Below are 18179 nucleotides of genomic sequence, written 5' to 3'. Positions count from 1 at the left end.
AGTCTTGCCATGACCCGTTATATCGACGTCAACGACCTCAGCTACCTGGTTTCACAAAAAGGCCTGCAAACCTGCATCAGCGAAATGGCCGAATACATCCGCGCCGACTACCTGCGCTGGCAGGACTTCGAAAAGTGCGCGCGCCTGGCCAACCATTCGCCGGACGGCGTGATCGAGCTGATGCCGGTGTCCGACGCCTCGCTGTACGCCTTCAAGTACGTGAACGGCCACCCGAAGAACACCCTGGCCGGCATGCTCACAGTGATGGCCTTTGGCGCCCTGGGCGATGTCGACACCGGCAAGCCGGTGCTGCTGGCCGAAATGACCCTGACCACCGCGATCCGCACCGCGGCCACCTCTGCCCTGGTAGCCCGCTACCTGGCGCGCGACAACAGCCGCAGCATGGCGTTGATCGGCAACGGCTCGCAAAGCGAGTTCCAGGCCCTGGCCTTCCACGCCATGCTCGGTATCACCGAAATCCGCCTGTTCGATATCGACGCCAAGGCCACTGCCAAGCTGGCGGCCAACCTCAAGGCGTTCCCGGCGATCAAGGTGATCCTGGCCGCCAGCGTGGCCGAAGCGGTCAAAGGCGCGGACATCGTCACCACCGTCACGGCCGACAAGGCTTACGCCACCATCCTCACCGACGACATGATCGAGCCCGGCATGCATCTGAATGCCGTAGGTGGCGACTGCCCCGGCAAAACCGAGCTGGACCGCCGCATCGTCGAGCGCGCCCGGGTGATCGTCGAGTACGAACCGCAAAGCCGTATCGAAGGTGAAATCCAGCACATGCCCGAAGATTCGCCGGTGACCGAGCTGTGGCAAGTGATCAATGGCCAGCAGCCCGGCCGCGAGAACGCGCGCCAAGTCACGCTGTTCGACTCGGTGGGCTTTGCCATCGAAGACTACTCGGCCCTGCGTTACGTGCTGGACGTGGCCAAGGCGCTGGATGTGGGCAGCACACTTGAGCTGGTGCCGGACCTCGCCGACCCGAAAGACCTGTTTGCACGCCTGGCCCAACAGCCATGCGTACAGCACAAAAAGCGCGCCTGAAACCGCTCTGGCCTGCCGCTTTGCGCCCAAGGCAGGCCGGATTTACATCAGTCAAAAGCCGATTTTGCGCGTGCCGCAGCCGATTCCGCTGCATTGCGCTTTTTAACAGCGCAATTTGCGCTTTATGCACGGGGTAAACGACACAAAAAACGCACCACCATGAAGCATTCTCTGCTCCCAGCGATTCACCGCCCTTACATCAATTACAAAATATAGGGACTGTCACATGACTCCATTGCGATCACTCTTCGCCGCGTTGCTGTTGCCACTGTGCGCCAGCTCCGCCCACGCCCAGGACTGGAAAGAAATCCGCTTCGGCGTGTTCCCCGAATACCCGCCCTTTGAGTCCGTCGCCGCCGACGGCAGCCTGCAAGGTTTTGATATCGAGTTGGGCAACGCCATCTGCGCCAAGCTCGAAGTCAAATGCACCTGGGTGCACAACGAATTCGACGGCATGATCCCGGCCCTGCGCGCGCGCAAGTTCGACGCGATCATGTCGTCCATGGCGGTCACACCGGCTCGCGAAAAAGTCATCGACTTCAGCGACCGCCTGTTCCTCAGCCCCACCTCGGTGATCACCCGTAAAAACGCCGAGTTCGGCGACACGCCGGAGTCGCTCAAAGGCAAGCAGGTGGGCGTGCTGCAAGGTTCACTGCAGGAAGCCTATGCACGTGCGCACCTGGCCAGGCTCGGCGCGCAGATCAAGGCGTACCAGTCCCAGGAGCAGAACTACGCCGACCTGCAAAACGGCCGCCTCGACGCCACCCTGACCGACAAGCTCGAAGCCCAGCTCAACTTCCTGTCCAAGCCTGAAGGCGCCGACTACAAGACCGGCCCGGCCTTCAAGGACCCGACCTTGCCGCTGGATATCGCCATGGGCTTGCGCAAGAACGACGCCGAACTGCGTGCGCTGATCAATAAGGGCATCGCCGCCGTGCAGGCCGATGGCACCTACGCACAGATCCAGAAGAAGTACTTCGGCGATCAGGATATCTACAACGAATAGGCCTACGCCGGCCCCTGTGGGAGCTGGCTTGCCTGCGATAGCGGTGGGTCAGCCACTGTAGATGTTGGAGGCGGCGACCGCCATCGCAGGCAAGCCAGCTCCCACACAAGCCAGCTCCCACCGTTAATCTCTGTGCTTGATCGAGATCTCCTCAATGAACGAACTCCTCAACCTGCAAGGCTACGGCCCGATGCTGGCCCAGGGTGCCTGGATGACGCTCAAGCTGGCGTTGCTGGCGCTGACCCTGAGCCTCGCCCTGGGCCTGATCGCCGCCGGCGCCAAGCTTTCGAGCGCCAAATGGCTGCGCGTGCCCGCCACCCTGTACACCACGCTGATCCGCAGCGTGCCGGACCTGGTGCTGATCCTGCTGATTTTCTACAGCCTGCAACTGTGGCTCAACGACCTGAGCGAAGTGTTCGGCTGGGATTACTTTGAAATCGATCCGTTTACCGCCGGGGTGATCACCCTGGGGTTTATCTACGGCGCGTATTTCACCGAAAACTTTCGCGGCGCCATTCTCAGTGTGCCGGCCGGGCAACTGGAAGCCGCCACCGCCTACGGCCTGAGCCGCTGGCAGCGTTTTCACCTGGTGCTGTTCCCGCAACTGATGCGCTTTGCCCTGCCGGGCCTGGGCAACAACTGGCTGGTGCTGCTCAAGTCCACGGCGCTGGTGTCGATCATCGGCCTGTCGGACCTGGTCAAGGCTGCGCAAAACGCGGGCAAGACCACCAATGAGCCACTGTACTTCCTGATCCTCGCGGGCCTGGTGTACCTGGTGATCACCACCCTCTCCAACCGCATCTTCAAGCGCCTCGAACGGCGCTACAACCTCGGCATCAAGGGGATGGCGCGATGATCGAACTGTTCCAGCAATACGGCCTGGCCTACCTGTTCAGCGATGGCACAGGGTTGTCCGGAGTCGCCATGACCTTGTGGCTGTTTATCATCTCGGTGGTCGCAGGTTTTGTGCTGTCGATCCCGCTGGCGCTGGCGCGCGTCTCGCAGCACGTCTGGCTGCGCTGGCCGGTGGAGGTCTACACCTATCTGTTTCGTGGCACGCCGCTGTATATCCAATTGCTGATTTGCTACACCGGGCTTTACAGCCTGGAAGTGGTGCAGGACAACGCGCTGCTTAATCAGTTTTTCCGTAATGCGCTCAACTGCACGTTGCTGGCGTTTGTGCTCAACACCTGCGCCTACACCGTGGAAATCTTCGCCGGGGCGATCCGCAACATTCCCCACGGCGAAATCGAAGCCGCGCGTGCCTATGGCCTGCACGGCTGGCGCCTCAACCTGTTTGTGGTGGTGCCCGCCGCGCTGCGCCGTGCGCTGCCGGCCTACAGCAATGAAATGATCCTGATGTTGCACGCTACCTCGCTGGCCTTTACCGCCACCGTCGCCGATATCCTCAAGGTCGCCCGCGACGCCAACGCCGAGACGTTCCTGACGTTCCAGGCTTTCGGCATCGCCGCCCTGCTCTACATGCTGCTGTCCTTTGCACTGGTGGGCCTGTTCCGACTGGCCGAACGTCGCTGGATGCGTTTTCTTGTTCCTACCCGAGGCTAACCCATGAATCAGTCCGCGCAGGCCCTGGCCGCTTACCCTGTTGACGCCCCCGTTGCCAAACCGGCAACCGCTGCGATCAAGCTTCAAGTCGAAGGCATCCACAAACGTTACGGCGACCACGAAGTGCTCAAGGGCGTGTCCCTCAATGCACGCAACGGCGATGTCATCAGCCTGATCGGCGCCAGCGGTTCGGGCAAAAGCACGATGCTGCGCTGCATCAACTTTCTCGAACAGCCGGACGCCGGGGTCATCACCCTCGATGGCATCAGCATCGAAATGCGCCAGGGCCGTGCCGGCACCCGCGCGCCGCACCAGGAACAACTGCAAAACCTGCGCACACGCCTGGCCATGGTGTTCCAGCACTTCAACCTGTGGAGCCACATGACCGTGCTGGAAAACATCACCATGGCCCCGCGCCGGGTGTTGGACGTGAGCGCGGCAGAGGCGGAAAAACGCGCACGCCTGTACCTGGACAAGGTCGGCCTGCCCGGCCGCGTGGCCGATCAATACCCGGCGTTTCTGTCCGGCGGCCAGCAACAACGCGTGGCCATCGCAAGGGCATTGGCGATGGAGCCGGAAATTATTCTGTTCGATGAACCGACCTCAGCGCTGGACCCGGAACTTGTAGGAGAAGTCCTCAAAGTCATACAGACGTTGGCCGAGGAAGGTCGTACCATGCTGATGGTCACCCACGAAATGGGCTTTGCCCGCCAGGTGTCCAGCCAAGTGCTGTTTTTGCACCAGGGCCGAGTCGAGGAACAAGGCGGCGCCGAGATCCTCGACCATCCCAACAGCGAACGCTTGCAGCAATTTCTTTCCAACCGTTTGAAGTGAACTCATGGATACCAAGGCCAACGGACCCCACTCTTCGCCCACGCTGGACCGCATCGATGAGGCGATCATCGACGTGTTGCGCCACCAGGGGCGTATCACCTACGAAAAGCTTTCCTCGCTTGTACACCTGACACCCAGGCCGTGCCTGGAACGGGTGCGCAAGCTGGAGCGACGCGGGGTGATCCGTGGTTATGGGGCGATCATCGATGTGCAGATGGTCTCGCCAGGGCTGTCGCTGCTGGTGCTGGTGGCCTTGTCCAATCAGAGCGGGCGCTCGGCGCAGAAGGCCTTTGAGGCCTGCGTCAAAGCCTGCCCGCAGGTGTTCGAGTGCCAACTGATCAGCGGGCCGTTCGACTACAGCTTGCGCATGCGCTGCCGGGATATGGAGCATTACCGGGTGCTGACGGAGACCTGGTTGAACAACGATGAGCTGCACATCGATAAGTTAGTGGCGCACCCGGAGTTGGCGGTGGTCAAAAACACCGCGACCGAACTGGCCTGAAACCCACGCTAGATCGTTCCCACGCTCCGCGTGGGAATGCATCCAGTGACGCTCCGCGTCACGACCTCAAAGCAGACGCGGAGCGTCCAGGGCGGCACTCCCACGCAGAGCGTGGGAACGATCATCGAGCCAGCTCCCACATTTTTAACTGTGCCCGCTTGAGATTTTCTTGCCCGGCCTGGCCCCGATCAGCTTCGCCTGCCCATCCTTCTGCTTGCCCGTGCGCGCCTCGCTGATCAACCCCGGTATCAGCTTGCCCTCCGGCAGATTCTTCCAGAACCGGCTGGGCAAATGCCCTTCCATCACTTTGGGGTTTAACCGCGCCGGGTTGAAGATATGGCTGTAATAGGTCAGCCACATCGCACTGTGTGGGTCTTCGACATTTTGCGCCAACTGTTGCCATGCCTCAGGGCACTGGCGTTGATGAATCAACTGCTCACCGTCGTAATACACACCGTCCAAAGGCGTTGCGATCATCCAGCGATGGCGGCCCATGCGCCCGACAAAATGCTGGCTGGCGGACTTCAAGATGTCATGGGCCGGCTCATGCCACGCCACATACTCCGGCAACTGCGGGCCGGCCTGCGCAGGCAAGGCAATAAACCGCACAAACGCATGCAGGTGATGGGCCTCGCGGCTGACCTGTTTGATGCGCCGCTGTAACTCACTGCCCAACTTGTCCCCGGCCAGCATCGCGGTGCGGTCGCCATGGCTGACACGCCACAACACCTCATACAACAGGCTCCAACGCTGATCACCGTGGTAACACGCGGCCGATTCCAACAACTCCAGCAACGCCTTGGGGATTCGTGCCTGAAACGGCCCGAGCTGCTCAGGCACAGGCTCGTCCGTGGCAAACAGGTCCGCCACTTCGGCCTCGCCCCAGCTCACCTGGCTGGGGTCGACCTGATGGCTGAGCAGCCAGCGCGCCTGCTCGCGCCAGGTGCTGAAGAGGTTGTCGCATTCCAGGCTGATCATCCCCACAGCCCCATCTGTTGTGGCTGCGGGCGGTCACGCAGTTGCTCGCGCAGCAGCACGCTGGTGCTGTCCGCCTGTTGCGGGTGGTAGTCGCTGGTGATGAAAAACGGCTTGGCCTTGGCCAGCACGCAACGCATGCGCGCCAGGTCTTCAAAGCGAATTTTGCGTTCGCGGCGCAGGTCGACCAGGCGCTGGGTGGTACGCAGACCAATGCCGGGAATGCGCGCGATCAGCGTGGGTTCGGCGCGGTTCAGGTCCAGCGGGAACACCTCGCGGTGCTCCAGCGCCCAAGCCAGCTTGGGATCGATATCCAGCGCCAGATGGCCTGGGCCTTCGAACAGCTCATTGGCGCTGAAACCGTAACTGCGCAGCAGAAAGTCGGCCTGGTACAGGCGGTGTTCACGCATCAGCGGCGGCGCGGCCAGCGGCACACTTTTGGGGCTGTTGGGGATGGGGCTGAACGCCGAGTAATACACGCGCCGCAGCTTGTAGTTGCCATACAGCGCCTCCGCACCGTGCAGGATGGTGCTGTCGTCGGTGTCATCGGCGCCGACGATCATCTGCGTGCTCTGCCCCGCTGGCGCAAAACGCGGTGCGCGCGGCTCGTTGAACACCGTCTGCTCGCCGGTGTAGATGGTCTGCATGGCTTGCTTGATCGAGCCGATCTGCTTCTCCGGCGCCAGGGTTTGCAGGCTGGCGTCGGTGGGCAACTCGATGTTCACGCTGAGGCGATCGGCATAACGCCCGGCTTCGACGATCAGCGCAGGGTCGGCTTCGGGAATGGTCTTGAGGTGGATGTAACCGCGAAAGTCATGCTCTTCGCGCAACAGTTTGGCGACTCGAACCAGTTGCTCCATGGTGTAGTCGGCCGAGCGGATGATGCCGGAGCTGAGAAACAGCCCGCTGACGCAATTGCGTTTGTAGAAGTCCAGGGTCAGGGTAACCACCTCCTCCGGGCTGAAACGCGCACGGGGCACGTCGCTGGAGCGGCGGTTGACGCAGTATTGGCAGTCGTACAGGCAGAAGTTGGTGAGCAACACCTTGAGCAACGACACACAACGCCCGTCCGGCGTGTAGCTGTGGCAGATGCCCATGCCATCGGTAGAACCCAGCCCGGCCTTGCCCTCGGAGCTGCGCTTGGGCGCGCCACTGCTGGCGCAGGAAGCGTCGTACTTGGCGGCGTCGGCGAGGATGCTGAGTTTTTCGATCAACTGCATGAAGGGCTACCGATACTGGTTTTTTGTACAGTATCAATAGCCCGACGTTGTCACAAGTGCCGTCTGTAGGAGCGCGCCTTTTGTGGCGAGGGAGCTTGCTCCCGCTGGGCTGCGAAGCGGCCCCAAAAACGTGCGGGCGCTACGCACCCGAGCGGGAGCAAGCTCCCTCGCCACAGTAATCAGCTGGCAGTGGCCAGCAGCAAATCCTGCACCGAGCGTGCCTTGCCACGATGGCGATCGTTTTCATACAACGAGGCGGCAATCTCATCGGCCCGAATCGGCAGTACCGACAGCAAAGTGTCGCTCAACCCATGGCTGGCCTGGCTGAAGCCCTGGATATAGATACCGGCCTTGCAGCGCTCGTCGGTGACGATCCGATAGTCGCGGGCCACTTCGAAGTCGCCCATATAGGCTTGCAGGGGCGCCAGCAGTTCGCGGTGCATCTGGCGCTCATAGCCGGTGGCCAGGATCACCGCGTCGTAATGGCTCACGCTGGTGTCGCCGTTGGCGTTGTTGCGCAGCACCAGTTCGATGCCCAGCGGCCCGGCCGTGGCTTGCTCGACCACGGTCATGGTGCGGAAGGCCTGGCGGTTGATACCGGAGACTTTCTGGCGGTAAAAAATCCCGTAGATGCGCTCGATCAGGTCCAGGTCGACCACCGAATAGTTGGTGTTCTGGTACTCGGCCACCAGGCGCTCACGCTCGGCGCCGACTTGCTGGAACACCAGGTCGGTAAAGGCCGGCGAGAACACTTCGTTGACGAATGGGCTGTCGTCCGCCGGTTTGAGCGCCGAACCGCGCAGGATCATGTCCACCTGCACCGACGGGAAGCTGTCGTTGAGGTCGATAAAGGCTTCGGCCGCGCTCTGCCCGCCGCCGATGATGGCAATGCGCATAGGCTTGCCGTCCACGCACGGCTGCTGGGCCATGCGCTCGAGGTATTGGGAATGGTGAAACACCCGGCCGTCGTCCTTGAGCGCCTTGAACGCCTCCGGCACACGTGGCGTGCCGCCGGCGCTGACCACCACCGAACGGGTGGTGCGCACATGCTGTTCGCCCTGGGCATCACGGGAAATTACGCGCAACGCTTCAACCTGCTGCTGGTGCAGGATCGGCTCGATGGCCAGCACTTCCTCGCCATACCGCGCCTGGGCCTGGAACTGCCCGGCGACCCAGCGCAGGTAGTCGTTGTACTCCATGCGGCACGGATAGAAAGTGCCCAGGTTGATGAAGTCCACCAAACGGTCGTGGGCCTTCAGGTAGTTGACGAACGAGTACGGGCTGGTGGGGTTGCGCAGCGTCACCAGATCCTTGAGGAACGAAATCTGCAGTTCGCTCTGGGTGACCAGGGTATTGCCGTGCCAGCGGTAGTCGGCCTGCTTGTCGAGAAACACCACGTCCAGTTTGCCCTGGGCTTTTTCACGCTCCTGCAGGGCGATGGCCAGCGCCAGGTTCGAAGGGCCGAAACCGATCCCGATCAGATCGTGAACCGCGGGCGAAGCAATTGCCTGTGTCATTCCAGTGTCCTCTGGATAAGCCCCTTGGCGGTGGGGCGGGAATACCTGCAAAGCCTGAACAACAGGCCATGTGTTGATAGGAAACGAGGACAATGAAATAAAATTTAACTGATCTGTGATCAGTGCGCGTCCCACTCACGCATGCGCACCCGGCAATGCTTCATGGCGTTGACGATATGTTTTTCCACCAGGCTGCGGGAAATGCTCAGGCGCTCGGCGATCTGCGGGTGAGAAAGGCCGTCGAGCTTGCGCAGCAGGAAGCTGTCGCGGCAGGCGCTGGGCAGCTCGGCCAGGGCACGTTCGAGCAGGGCCAGGCGCTGGGCCTGATCGTGGCTGGCGTGGGGCGAACTGGTGGCGAAGCGTTCTTCGCTGTCCAGCACCTCCAGCGGCTCGGACTGGCGCAAGGCATTGCGCCGATGGCCGTCGATCACCAGGTTCAGCGCAGTACGGTACAAAAACGCGCGCGGCTGTTCGATCGGCGTGTCGCTGGCGCGCTCCAGTACTCGCACGTAGGCGTCATGCACCACATCTTCGGCCACCTGACGGTTGCCCAGCTTGGCGTTGAGGAAACACACCAGCTCGCGATAGTAGTTTTCCAACATGACTCCCGACCGTCTGGGGGGACGGCATCAGTTCCTTGAGTGCTTACGAAGACAGGCCATGGATGATGGCAGTTTGAGTGCGTGCAATTTATAGTAATTCTCATCTACTTTTAAAGAAGTCTTGCATCAACCGTCGATTTTTTTATTCGACAGAGCTGTTACTACCTATGTAAGCGCCTAAATCGTCGGGCAATTTTCTCGTATAACTGTCAGCCCTCCGCTAACTGCGGTCCACACTTCCCGGCTGGAACCAACGCATGAAACGCCCTCGCCCCGCCCGACGCGCCCTGCTGGTTGTCGCGTGCCTGATTCCCATCGTTGCCCTGGCGGCCTGGCAGATACTGCCGCCGGGCCGCGACAGCCTCGCCACTGTCACCGTCACTCGCGGCAATATCGAAAACAGCGTCACGGCGCTGGGCACCCTGCAACCACGCCGGTATGTCGATGTGGGCGCACAGGCATCCGGGCAGATCCGCAAGATCCATGTCGAGGCCGGTGACCAGGTCAAAGAAGGCCAGTTGCTGGTCGAAATCGACCCGGCCACGCAGCAGGCCAAGCTCGATGCCAGCCGCTATGCCATCGACAACCTCAAGGCCCAGTTGCAGGAGCAGAAAGCCCAGCACCAACTGGCGCGCCAGAAATACCAGCGCCAGCAACGCCTGGTGGCCGGCAACGCCACCCGCGAAGAAGACGTGCAAACCGCCAAGGCCGAGCTGAGTGCCACCCAGGCACGGGTCGACATGTTTCAGGCGCAGATCCGCCAGGCCCAGGCCAGCTTGCGCAGCGACGAGGCCGAATTGGGCTATACACGCATCTTCGCGCCGATGAGCGGCACGGTGGTGGCGGTGGATGCGCGGGTCGGCCAGACCCTCAACGCCCAGCAGCAGACCCCGTTGATCCTGCGTATCGCCAAGTTGTCGCCGATGACCGTATGGGCCGAGGTCTCCGAAGCCGACATCGGCCACGTCAAACCCGGCATGACCGCCTATTTCACCACGCTCAGCGGCGGCGGCCGGCGCTGGACCAGTACCGTGCGCCAGATCCTGCCGATCCCGCCCAAGCCCCTGAATGAAACCAGCCAGGGCAACGGCAGCCCCAGCAGCACCAGCAAAAGCGGGAGCGGCCGCGTGGTGCTCTACACCGTGCTGCTGGATGTGGACAACGCCGACAATGCCCTGATGGCCGAAATGACCACCCAAGTTTTTTTCGTCGCCAGCCAGGTCAAGGATGTGCTCACCGTGCCGGTTGCGGCCTTGCTCGGCAGCCACGGCAGCGATAAACAGACCGCCCACGTCGTGGCCAAAAACGGCTCAATCGAAGAACGCGACGTGCGCCTGGGCATCAGTGACCGTTTGCGCGTCGAAGTGTTGGACGGCCTCAGCGAGGGCGACCACGTGTTGATCGGCCCAGCCGACGGCAATGGGGGTTGAGTTGACCACGCCGCTGATCGAACTCAAAAACATCCGCAAATCCTACGGCGGCGGTGACAGCCCGCAGGTCGACGTGTTGCGCGGCATCGACCTGTCGATCCACGCCGGGGAGTTCGTCGCCATTGTCGGCGCCTCCGGCTCCGGCAAGTCCACGCTGATGAATATCCTCGGCTGCCTCGACCGCCCTTCCGAGGGCGACTACCTGTTCGCCGGCGAAAACGTCGCGCACCTGGGCAGCGACGAACTGGCCTGGCTGCGCCGCGAGGCCTTTGGGTTTGTGTTCCAGGGCTACCACCTGATTCCGTCCGGTTCGGCCCAGGAAAACGTCGAGATGCCGGCGATCTATGCCGGCATCAGCGCCACCGAGCGGCATGCCCGCGCCAAGGCCCTGCTCACGCGCCTGGGCCTGGCCGACCGCACCGCCAACCGCCCGCACCAACTCTCCGGCGGCCAGCAGCAACGGGTGTCGATCGCCCGCGCACTGATGAACGGCGGGCATATCATCCTCGCCGACGAACCCACCGGCGCCCTCGACAGCCACAGCGGCGCCGAGGTGATGACGCTACTGGACGAACTGGCGAGCCAGGGCCATGTGGTGATCCTGATTACCCACGACCGCGAAGTCGCGGCGCGGGCCAACCGCATCATCGAGATTCGTGACGGCCAGATCATCAGCGACTCGGCGCACAGTGACACCCATGTACCGGTCACGGCCAACAGCGACGCGCTGCAAGCCGTCGACCTGCGCCAGCGCCTGGCCGACGGTGCCGAGCACAACGGTGCCTGGAAAGCCGAACTGCTCGATGCGGTCCGCGCGGCCTGGCGAGTGATGTGGATCAATCGTTTTCGCACCGCGCTGACGCTGCTGGGGATCGTGATTGGCGTGGCGTCCGTGGTGGTGATGCTGGCCGTCGGCGAAGGCAGCAAGCGCCAGGTGATGGCGCAGATGGGCGCGTTCGGCTCCAATATCATTTACCTCAGCGGCTCCTCGCCCAACCCGCGCACGCCGCCGGGTATCGTGACCCTCAACGATGTCGCGGCACTGGCGATGTTGCCCCAGGTCAAGCGCATCATGCCGGTCAACGGCAACGACGCGGGGGTTCGCTTTGGCAACCTGGATTACCTGGCCTATGTGGGTGGCAACGACGTCAACTTCCCCGAAATTTTCAACTGGCCGGTGGTCGAGGGCAGCTATTTCACCCAGGAAGACGAGCGCGCCGGCGCCACCGTCGCGGTCATCGGCCACCGTATCCGCGAAAAGCTGTTCAAAAACGTCGCCAGCCCGATCGGCCAATACATCCTGATCGAAAACGTGCCTTTCCAGGTCATCGGCGTCCTCGCCGAAAAAGGCTCCGCCTCCGGCAATAAAGACAGCGATGACCGGGTCGCCATCCCGTATACCGCCGCCAGCGTGCGCCTGTTCGGCACTTATAACCCCGAATACGTGGCGATTGCCGCCGCCGATGCGCGCAAGGTCCATGAGGCTGAAATGGCCATTGATCAACTGATGCTCAAGCTGCACAACGGTAAACGTGACTACCAGTTGACCAACAACGCCGCGATGATCCAGGCCGAAGCCCGCACGGCCAACACGCTGTCGCTGATGCTCGGTTCGATTGCGGCGATTTCCCTGCTGGTGGGCGGGATCGGTGTAATGAACATCATGCTGATGACCGTGCGTGAACGCACCCGCGAAATCGGCATTCGCATGGCCACCGGCGCGCGCCAGCGCGACATCCTGCGCCAGTTCCTAACCGAGGCGGTGATGCTCTCGGTGGTCGGCGGCCTGTTCGGCATCGCCCTCGCGCTGCTGGTGGGCGGCGTGCTGGTACTGGCCGAGGTGGCGGTGCAATTTTCCCTGGTGGCGGTGTTTGGCGCGTTTGGCTGTGCGCTGGTCACCGGTGTCGTATTCGGCTTTATGCCGGCCCGTAAAGCTGCCCGGCTCGATCCGGTTAAGGCGTTGACCAGTGAATAAACGATCTTCCCTGCTGGGCGTGTGCCTGTTGCTCAACGCCTGTACCGGCAACCCGCCGAGCGTCGACAGCGGCCTCGCGCCGCCGCCCGCCTGGCAGTACGCCGAACGCGATGCCACGCAGGCGACCAACCAACGCTGGTGGACACACTTCGGCAGCCCGCCGCTCAACCGCCTGATCGACCAGGCGCGACGCGACAGTTATGACGTGGCCGCCGCCATGGCACGCGTGCGCCAGGCCCAGGCGAGTGCGGTAATTGCCGGGGCGCCGTTGTTACCTGAGGTCAAGTTCAACCTCACCGCCAGCCGTGAAAAACTGCTGCGCGGCAGCGGCAATGCCTCCTTGGACGCCACCGACAGCAACAAGACCGTCGACAGTTTCGGTGCCAACCTCTCAGCCAGCTATGAACTGGACTTCTGGGGCGGCCGCGTTGCCGCCCGCGACAGCGCCCTGCAAAGCCTGCGCGCCAGTGAGTTCGACCAGGCCACCGTGGAGCTGACCCTGCTCAGCAACGTCGCCGACCGCTACGCGCAAACCCTCGCCGCGCAGCAACGCCAGCAGATCGCCGAGCTGAACCTGGCCAATGCGCGCAACGTGCTGGACCTGGTGCAAACCCGCTACAGCGCAGGCTCCGCCACCGCCCTGGAGCTGGCCCAACAGAAAAGCCTGGTGGCCGGCCAACAACGGCAATTGCCGCTGATTGCGCAAGTGGCCGAAGAATCGCGGATCACCCTCGCCGCCCTGCTCGGTCAACCCGTACAAGCCCTGGACCTGGGCACCGAGCCGTTCCAGGCGCTGACCTGGCCAAGCATTGGCCCCGGCGTGCCGAGCCAATTGCTCAGTCGTCGCCCCGACCTGGCCCGCGCCGAGGCGCAACTGGCGGCGGCCAGTGCCGACGTCACGGTGGCACGCGCAGCGATGCTGCCCAGCGTAACCTTGGGCGCGACAGTTGGCTCCGGTGCCTATAAGGCCGAAGACATCCTGCGCAGCCCGTTCTACAACCTGACCTCGGGGCTGGTCGCGCCGATCTTCAACAATGGCCGATTAAGCGCCGAGCGCGACAAGGCTCGCGCCCGCCAGGATGAACTGCTGCAAACCTATCGCGGTGCGATCATCAACGGCTTTGCCGATGTGGAGAAAGCCCTCAGCAGCATCACGCGCCTGGACCAGCAACGCCAATGGCAGGCCGAGGAGCTGCAACAGGCCCAGGCCGCCTTCCAGATCTCCGAGAGCCGCTATCAGGCAGGCGCCGAGGACTTGCTGACGGTGCTGGAAACCCAACGCACCTTGTATGCGGCCCAAGACTCGAACGTGCAACTGCGGCTGTCGCGTCTGCAAGCCAGCATTGCCTTGTACAAAGCGCTGGGCGGCGGCTGGGATACGCAGATCCGACAATAAAACTGTAAACTCCTACACAAAGCGTTTATTCGCCCTACATTCTTCGACCCTGGGTCCTTGGTAAAAAAGCCGTCCTCATACGGCAGCCCGGACCCTCCTGATGAAACCCAGCGTTCTGGTAAAAAACCTGGCGTGTATCGGCCTCTGGCTGATCGCCGGCCAGGCGTTGCCCGAGCCGCTGATCGCGCCGACCGCGATTGACTGGCTGCTGGATTGCCCCTTCCCCGCCCAGGAGCGGCCGGACCCCGAAGTGCTGGAACGCACCCAATGCGCCAGTGTGAATGTGCCCCGCGACTATGCCGCGCCCAAACGCGGCAGTGTGCGCCTGACCCTGACCCGCGTGGGCGCCCGCCAGCCGCTCAGCCGTGAAGGTGTGGTGTTTATCCAGGGTGGCGAGCCGCCAAAGGGCCAAGGCGCAACCTTCGCCCTGCACCTGACCAGCCGTTGGGAGTCCTATGCTACCCAGGCCTATCGCACCTTGACCAACCGCTATGACGTGATCGAACTGAGCCCCCGTGACCTGAGCCAGCCCAGCGGCGTAGAGCAAGCGGCGCGTGATATGGAGTATGTGCGCGCCCAACTCGGCGAGGCCCAGCTCAATTACCTCGGCAACGCGCAGGCCACCCGCCTCGGCAGCCGCTATGCCGCGCTGTTTCCCGAGCGCGTCGCACGCATGGTGCTGGTCAATGCCGAGCAGGCCGAGCCGGTCGCTGCCGGCATCGAGCAATTGCTGCTCAAAGAGCCAGCCCGGCCTGGCACCGCCGCCGGGTGCATTAACCGCTGGGTCGGCGATTTTCTCGTATTCGGCAAACAGCCGCCCGCGTCCACACGCTGCCTCGACCTCGGCAGCTGGGAATAACCCGCGCATTTGCGACCACTTCAGGCCGAAAACGACACCTTGCGTTGACGCTCCGGCTCAATCGTTATTAAGTGCTATTAATCCGCATTAATAGGATCAATAGAACAGCATGCTCAGCCGCCCGCTACGACGCAAACGCCAGAAGCTTTCCGATGTGATTGTCGAGTCGGTCAAACGCTCGATCGTCACCGACGCGCTCAAGCCCGGCGACCGCCTGCCTACCGAGCGCGAGCTGATGGAAAGCTTCCAGTGCTCCAAAGGCTCGGCCCGTGAAGCACTCAAGGCCCTGGAAGTGGAAGGTCTAGTGAGTACACGCACCGGCCCCAGTGGTGGCGCCTACCTGAACCAGGCCGGCACTGAACCGGCCAGCCGCGCGTTGCGTAACTACCTGCACTTCCAGCACCTGGATGGCGAGCAGGTGTACCAACTGCGCAAGGTCATCGAGGTAGAACTGGCAGTATCGGTGCTGGGTCGCTTGAGCGAAGACGACTATCAAGCCCTGCAAGACAACGTGGATTTTTGCAGCGCCCCCGAAGACAGCGAAGCCGGCCAACGCGAACAGCGCCTGGCGGAACTGGAATTCCATAACCTTTTGGCCAAGGCCTGCCCCAACCCGCTGCTGAGCTTTATGGCGCAGTTTCTCAACGACTTGTTGCGCGACCTGGTGGTGCTGAAAAAAGCCTACAAGCCCAAGCGCAAACAGTTTGACGCGGCCAACCTGGACTATCACAAGCAGTTGCTGCTGGCCTTTCGCGCCGGTGATGAAACGGCCGTGCGCAACCTGATGCATGAACATATGTGCGACGCCGAACACCACATGACGGCGCTGGAAGGCGAGGTCAGCCCGCACTTTTTGCTGGAGTTTGATCATAGCTGAGGCGCACCCCATCCCAATATGAAAACCCAATCAATGTGGGAGCTGGCTTGCCTGCGATGCGGGCGCCTCGGTGTATCAGTTGAACCTGACTGATGCCATCGCAGGCAAGCCAGCTCCCACACTTGAGCCGTTTCCAACCGTTACACCGTTTCACCCAATTTAATAACAGGCCTGCCCACAGGCCCTTGCTCCACCGTATCGCCCTTGCCGCTCCTGCCAATAACTAAACCAGGGAGTCACCCCATGCAGCGTCGTACGTTGTTGAAAGCCAGTCTTACCGCCGCAGCCGCGCTCAGCCTTCCGCTGAGTGTGCGCTCTGCATTCGCCGCCGAGCCTTTTACCTTTTACGGCCTCAAGTCCATGTCCGGCGCGTTTGCCAGCTATGGCAAGTTTGCCGACATGGGTTCGCGCCTGGCGGTGGAACAGCACCCCGAGTTGCTCGGCCGCCCGCTCAACTACAAGGTCATCGACACCGAAGGCAATGCCGGCAAAGCCGTGCGCAAGGTCCAGGAAGCGATCCAGCAGGACGGCGCGCGGTTCTTCCAGGGCTGCACGTTGTCGTCCTCCGCGCTGGCGGTGGCCAAGGAAGTCGACAAGGTCGGCGGCGTGTTCATGACCCCGGTGGGCGCCGATGAAGTCACCGGCAAAGACTGCAACAAGGCGACCTTCCGCTGGTCGGTGCCCACCTACGGCGCGATCCGCGAAACCATGCTGCCGCTGATCAAGCTGCTGCCCAACGCCAAGCGCTGGTACACCATCACCCCGCAGTACGTGTTTGGCGAAGCCTTGCTCGAAGGCGCGAAAACCGTGCTCAAAGACAACGGGCTGGAACACGTCGGCAACAGCTACCACTCATTGCAGGAACAGGAATTCTCCGGCTACCTGACCAACGCCATCGCCGCCAAACCCGATGTGCTGGTACTGCTCAACTTCGGCAGCCAGTCGTCCAACACCCTGCGCCAGGCGGTGAACTTCGGGATCAAGGAGCGCATGAAAGTGCTGCTGGTATGGTCCGCCGGGCTCGACCAGTTCCAGGAACTGGGCAGCGACGTGCTCGAAGGCGTGTACCTCGGCGCCCAGTATTGGCACCAGGTCGACACCCCGCTCAACCGTGAACTGGTCAAGCTCACTCAAGCCAAATACGGCATCAACCCCACCTACCCGCTGGCGGCTGATTACATCAGCACCAAAGTCATGCTGGAAACCATCATCAGCACCGGCAGCTTCGACGGCCCGACCGTGGCCAAAGCCCTGCAAGGCTTGAGCTACGAAGGCCCGACCGGCAAGGAGTCAATCCGCGCCGGCGACCATCAGGTGATCAAGGATTACTACCTGCTGATCGGCAAAGCCGCCGGCGACATGGCCGACAAGGACGACCTGGCCAAGGTGCTCAGCGCCGGGCAATCGTTCCCGCCGGTCGAGGCGACGGGCTGCACGCTCGCCTGATCCCCTGAATTGCTTAGCGCAGGGCCGCGCGAGCGGCTGCCTGCCGAGGGTTTCTGCATGCTTAATCTTTACCTGTTCCAGATCCTCAACGGCCTTGGGCTGGGGATGATCTACTTCCTGATCGCGGTCGGGCTGACGATCATTTTCGGCCTGCTCAACTTCGTCAACTTCGCCCACGGGGCGTTCTTTCTGCTGGGTGCGTACATCTGCTACACCGCCGTAAGCCTCACCGGCAACTTCTGGCTGGCGCTGCTGATCGCGCCGCTGGTGGTGGCCGCGCTGGCGTGGGTGATCGAGCGATTGTTGATCCAGCGGATTTACCACTTGCCACACATGTTCCAGATTCTGGTGACCCTGGGGATCGCGCTGATCATCCAGGAAGCCAGCGTGATGATCTGGGGCCCGGTGGGCAAAAGCGTCGCCGTGCCGGAACTGCTGCGCGGCGTGCTGGTGGTGGGCGATTTCGTCTACCCCTACTACCGCCTGTTTCTCATCGTGTTTTCCGCGCTGATCGGCCTGGCCTTGTGGCTGCTGCTGGAGCGCACGCGCTTCGGCGCCCTGGTACGCGCCGGCAGTGAAAGCACCGAAACCGTGTCGCTGCTGGGCACCAATATCTTCCGTCTGTTTTCCATGACCTTTGCCCTTGGCGTGGCCCTGGCCGGTGTCGCGGGTGTGCTGTTTGCACCGTTGCGCGGCGCGCAACCCTTTGTCGGCCCGGAGATCCTCGGCGTGGCCTTCGTGGTGGTGGTGATCGGCGGCATGGGTTCGTTCAGCGGCGCGCTGGTCGGCGGTTTACTGGTGGGCGTGGTGCAAAGCCTGATGACCACATTCTGGCCCCAAGGTGCGAGCCTGATGATCTACGGCGCGATGGCCGTGGTGATTCTGGTGCGCCCTTACGGCCTGTTCGGGAGAGCCTGA

General features: G+C 62.3%; 17 protein-coding genes. 13 read left to right on the top strand and 4 right to left on the bottom strand.

Translation table 11 applies throughout. The annotated features are described in order from the left end of the window. The first annotated feature begins 9 nt into the window (after positions 1-9). From AOA62_RS24070 to AOA62_RS24045, 6 genes are all read left to right on the top strand, one after another. Complete coding sequence (locus AOA62_RS24070) at positions 10-1056, top strand: ornithine cyclodeaminase (protein ID WP_017136262.1); 1047 nt, start codon at positions 10-12, stop codon at positions 1054-1056. A 226-nt stretch (positions 1057-1282) separates the two neighbouring features. Further along, positions 1283-2062, top strand: coding sequence for an ABC transporter substrate-binding protein (locus AOA62_RS24065; protein WP_099549986.1), 780 nt, complete (start codon positions 1283-1285; stop codon positions 2060-2062). 154 nt (positions 2063-2216) lie between these two features. After that, positions 2217-2918, top strand: coding sequence for an ABC transporter permease (locus tag AOA62_RS24060; RefSeq protein WP_017136263.1), 702 nt, complete (start codon positions 2217-2219; stop codon positions 2916-2918). Next, the gene (locus tag AOA62_RS24055) at positions 2915-3628 is read left to right on the top strand and encodes an ABC transporter permease (protein WP_056861353.1); all 714 of its coding nucleotides are present in this window, start codon (positions 2915-2917) and stop codon (positions 3626-3628) included. Before AOA62_RS24060 ends, AOA62_RS24055 begins: the two co-directional genes overlap by 4 nt. 3 nt (positions 3629-3631) lie before the next feature. Next, positions 3632-4462, top strand: a complete 831-nt coding sequence (locus AOA62_RS24050; RefSeq protein WP_178111031.1) for an ABC transporter ATP-binding protein — start codon at positions 3632-3634, stop codon at positions 4460-4462. Between the two features lie 4 nt (positions 4463-4466). Continuing rightward, positions 4467-4964 (top strand): Lrp/AsnC family transcriptional regulator, encoded by a 498-nt coding sequence (locus tag AOA62_RS24045; protein ID WP_003192319.1) that lies wholly within the window; start codon positions 4467-4469, stop codon positions 4962-4964. A 144-nt stretch (positions 4965-5108) separates the two neighbouring features. On the opposite strand, the gene AOA62_RS24040 is transcribed toward AOA62_RS24045, so the two are convergent. The 4 genes from AOA62_RS24040 to AOA62_RS24025 all read right to left on the bottom strand — a co-directional run bounded on the left by AOA62_RS24040 (position 5109) and on the right by AOA62_RS24025 (position 9278). After that, a complete protein-coding gene (locus AOA62_RS24040) occupies positions 5109-5942 on the bottom strand; it encodes a TIGR03915 family putative DNA repair protein (RefSeq protein ID WP_017136265.1) in 834 nt (277 codons plus the stop codon). After that, on the bottom strand, positions 5939-7159 hold the full coding sequence (locus AOA62_RS24035) for a putative DNA modification/repair radical SAM protein (RefSeq protein WP_017136266.1): 1221 nt from the start codon (positions 7157-7159) through the stop codon (positions 5939-5941). Before AOA62_RS24035 ends, AOA62_RS24040 begins: the two co-directional genes overlap by 4 nt. Positions 7160-7338: 179 nt before the next feature. Next, complete coding sequence (locus tag AOA62_RS24030) at positions 7339-8676, bottom strand: lysine N(6)-hydroxylase/L-ornithine N(5)-oxygenase family protein (protein WP_017136267.1); 1338 nt, start codon at positions 8674-8676, stop codon at positions 7339-7341. Positions 8677-8795: 119 nt separating this feature from the next. Continuing rightward, a complete protein-coding gene (locus AOA62_RS24025; protein ID WP_017136268.1) occupies positions 8796-9278 on the bottom strand; it encodes a sigma-70 family RNA polymerase sigma factor in 483 nt (160 codons plus the stop codon). A gap of 257 nt (positions 9279-9535) precedes the next feature. On the opposite strand from AOA62_RS24025, the gene AOA62_RS24020 reads away from it, so the two are divergent. From AOA62_RS24020 to AOA62_RS23990, 7 genes are all read left to right on the top strand, one after another. Then, positions 9536-10708, top strand: coding sequence for an efflux RND transporter periplasmic adaptor subunit (locus AOA62_RS24020; protein ID WP_017136269.1), 1173 nt, complete (start codon positions 9536-9538; stop codon positions 10706-10708). Beyond that, the gene (locus AOA62_RS24015; RefSeq protein ID WP_143521907.1) at positions 10698-12683 is read left to right on the top strand and encodes a MacB family efflux pump subunit; all 1986 of its coding nucleotides are present in this window, start codon (positions 10698-10700) and stop codon (positions 12681-12683) included. The genes AOA62_RS24020 and AOA62_RS24015 overlap by 11 nt, the downstream gene beginning before the upstream one ends. Beyond that, positions 12676-14079, top strand: a complete 1404-nt coding sequence (locus tag AOA62_RS24010) for an efflux transporter outer membrane subunit (RefSeq protein WP_017136271.1) — start codon at positions 12676-12678, stop codon at positions 14077-14079. The genes AOA62_RS24015 and AOA62_RS24010 overlap by 8 nt, the downstream gene beginning before the upstream one ends. 100 nt (positions 14080-14179) lie before the next feature. Beyond that, a complete protein-coding gene (locus AOA62_RS24005) occupies positions 14180-14938 on the top strand; it encodes an alpha/beta fold hydrolase (protein ID WP_099549985.1) in 759 nt (252 codons plus the stop codon). A 109-nt stretch (positions 14939-15047) separates the two neighbouring features. After that, a complete protein-coding gene (locus AOA62_RS24000) occupies positions 15048-15815 on the top strand; it encodes a FadR/GntR family transcriptional regulator (RefSeq protein WP_017136273.1) in 768 nt (255 codons plus the stop codon). A 243-nt stretch (positions 15816-16058) separates the two neighbouring features. Beyond that, the gene (locus AOA62_RS23995) at positions 16059-17261 is read left to right on the top strand and encodes an ABC transporter substrate-binding protein (protein WP_099549984.1); all 1203 of its coding nucleotides are present in this window, start codon (positions 16059-16061) and stop codon (positions 17259-17261) included. A gap of 57 nt (positions 17262-17318) precedes the next feature. After that, positions 17319-18179, top strand: a complete 861-nt coding sequence (locus AOA62_RS23990; RefSeq protein WP_017136275.1) for a branched-chain amino acid ABC transporter permease — start codon at positions 17319-17321, stop codon at positions 18177-18179.

Source organism: Pseudomonas sp. 2995-3 (genome assembly GCF_002742565.1).
GTDB classification, from domain to species: Bacteria; Pseudomonadota; Gammaproteobacteria; order Pseudomonadales; family Pseudomonadaceae; genus Aquipseudomonas; species Aquipseudomonas edaphica.
Note: the sequence above shows the minus strand (reverse complement) of the source record. Positions and strands in the feature narration are given on the sequence as shown.

Bases quoted from the DNA above. Each gene is read 5' to 3' on its own strand.
- AOA62_RS24005 (WP_099549985.1), top strand. From the start codon at position 14,180: ATGAAACCCAGCGTTCTGGTAAAAAACCTGGCGTGTATCGGCCTCTGG.
- AOA62_RS24035 (WP_017136266.1), bottom strand. From the start codon at position 7,159: ATGCAGTTGATCGAAAAACTCAGCATCCTCGCCGACGCCGCCAAGTAC.
- AOA62_RS24055 (WP_056861353.1), top strand. From the start codon at position 2,915: ATGATCGAACTGTTCCAGCAATACGGCCTGGCCTACCTGTTCAGCGAT.
- AOA62_RS23990 (WP_017136275.1), top strand. From the start codon at position 17,319: ATGCTTAATCTTTACCTGTTCCAGATCCTCAACGGCCTTGGGCTGGGG.
- AOA62_RS24015 (WP_143521907.1), top strand. From the start codon at position 10,698: ATGGGGGTTGAGTTGACCACGCCGCTGATCGAACTCAAAAACATCCGC.
- AOA62_RS24050 (WP_178111031.1), top strand. From the start codon at position 3,632: ATGAATCAGTCCGCGCAGGCCCTGGCCGCTTACCCTGTTGACGCCCCC.
- AOA62_RS24040 (WP_017136265.1), bottom strand. From the start codon at position 5,942: ATGATCAGCCTGGAATGCGACAACCTCTTCAGCACCTGGCGCGAGCAG.
- AOA62_RS24060 (WP_017136263.1), top strand. From the start codon at position 2,217: ATGAACGAACTCCTCAACCTGCAAGGCTACGGCCCGATGCTGGCCCAG.
- AOA62_RS24030 (WP_017136267.1), bottom strand. From the start codon at position 8,676: ATGACACAGGCAATTGCTTCGCCCGCGGTTCACGATCTGATCGGGATC.
- AOA62_RS24020 (WP_017136269.1), top strand. From the start codon at position 9,536: ATGAAACGCCCTCGCCCCGCCCGACGCGCCCTGCTGGTTGTCGCGTGC.
- AOA62_RS24000 (WP_017136273.1), top strand. From the start codon at position 15,048: ATGCTCAGCCGCCCGCTACGACGCAAACGCCAGAAGCTTTCCGATGTG.
- AOA62_RS24070 (WP_017136262.1), top strand. From the start codon at position 10: ATGACCCGTTATATCGACGTCAACGACCTCAGCTACCTGGTTTCACAA.
- AOA62_RS24045 (WP_003192319.1), top strand. From the start codon at position 4,467: ATGGATACCAAGGCCAACGGACCCCACTCTTCGCCCACGCTGGACCGC.
- AOA62_RS24025 (WP_017136268.1), bottom strand. From the start codon at position 9,278: ATGTTGGAAAACTACTATCGCGAGCTGGTGTGTTTCCTCAACGCCAAG.
- AOA62_RS23995 (WP_099549984.1), top strand. From the start codon at position 16,059: ATGCAGCGTCGTACGTTGTTGAAAGCCAGTCTTACCGCCGCAGCCGCG.
- AOA62_RS24065 (WP_099549986.1), top strand. From the start codon at position 1,283: ATGACTCCATTGCGATCACTCTTCGCCGCGTTGCTGTTGCCACTGTGC.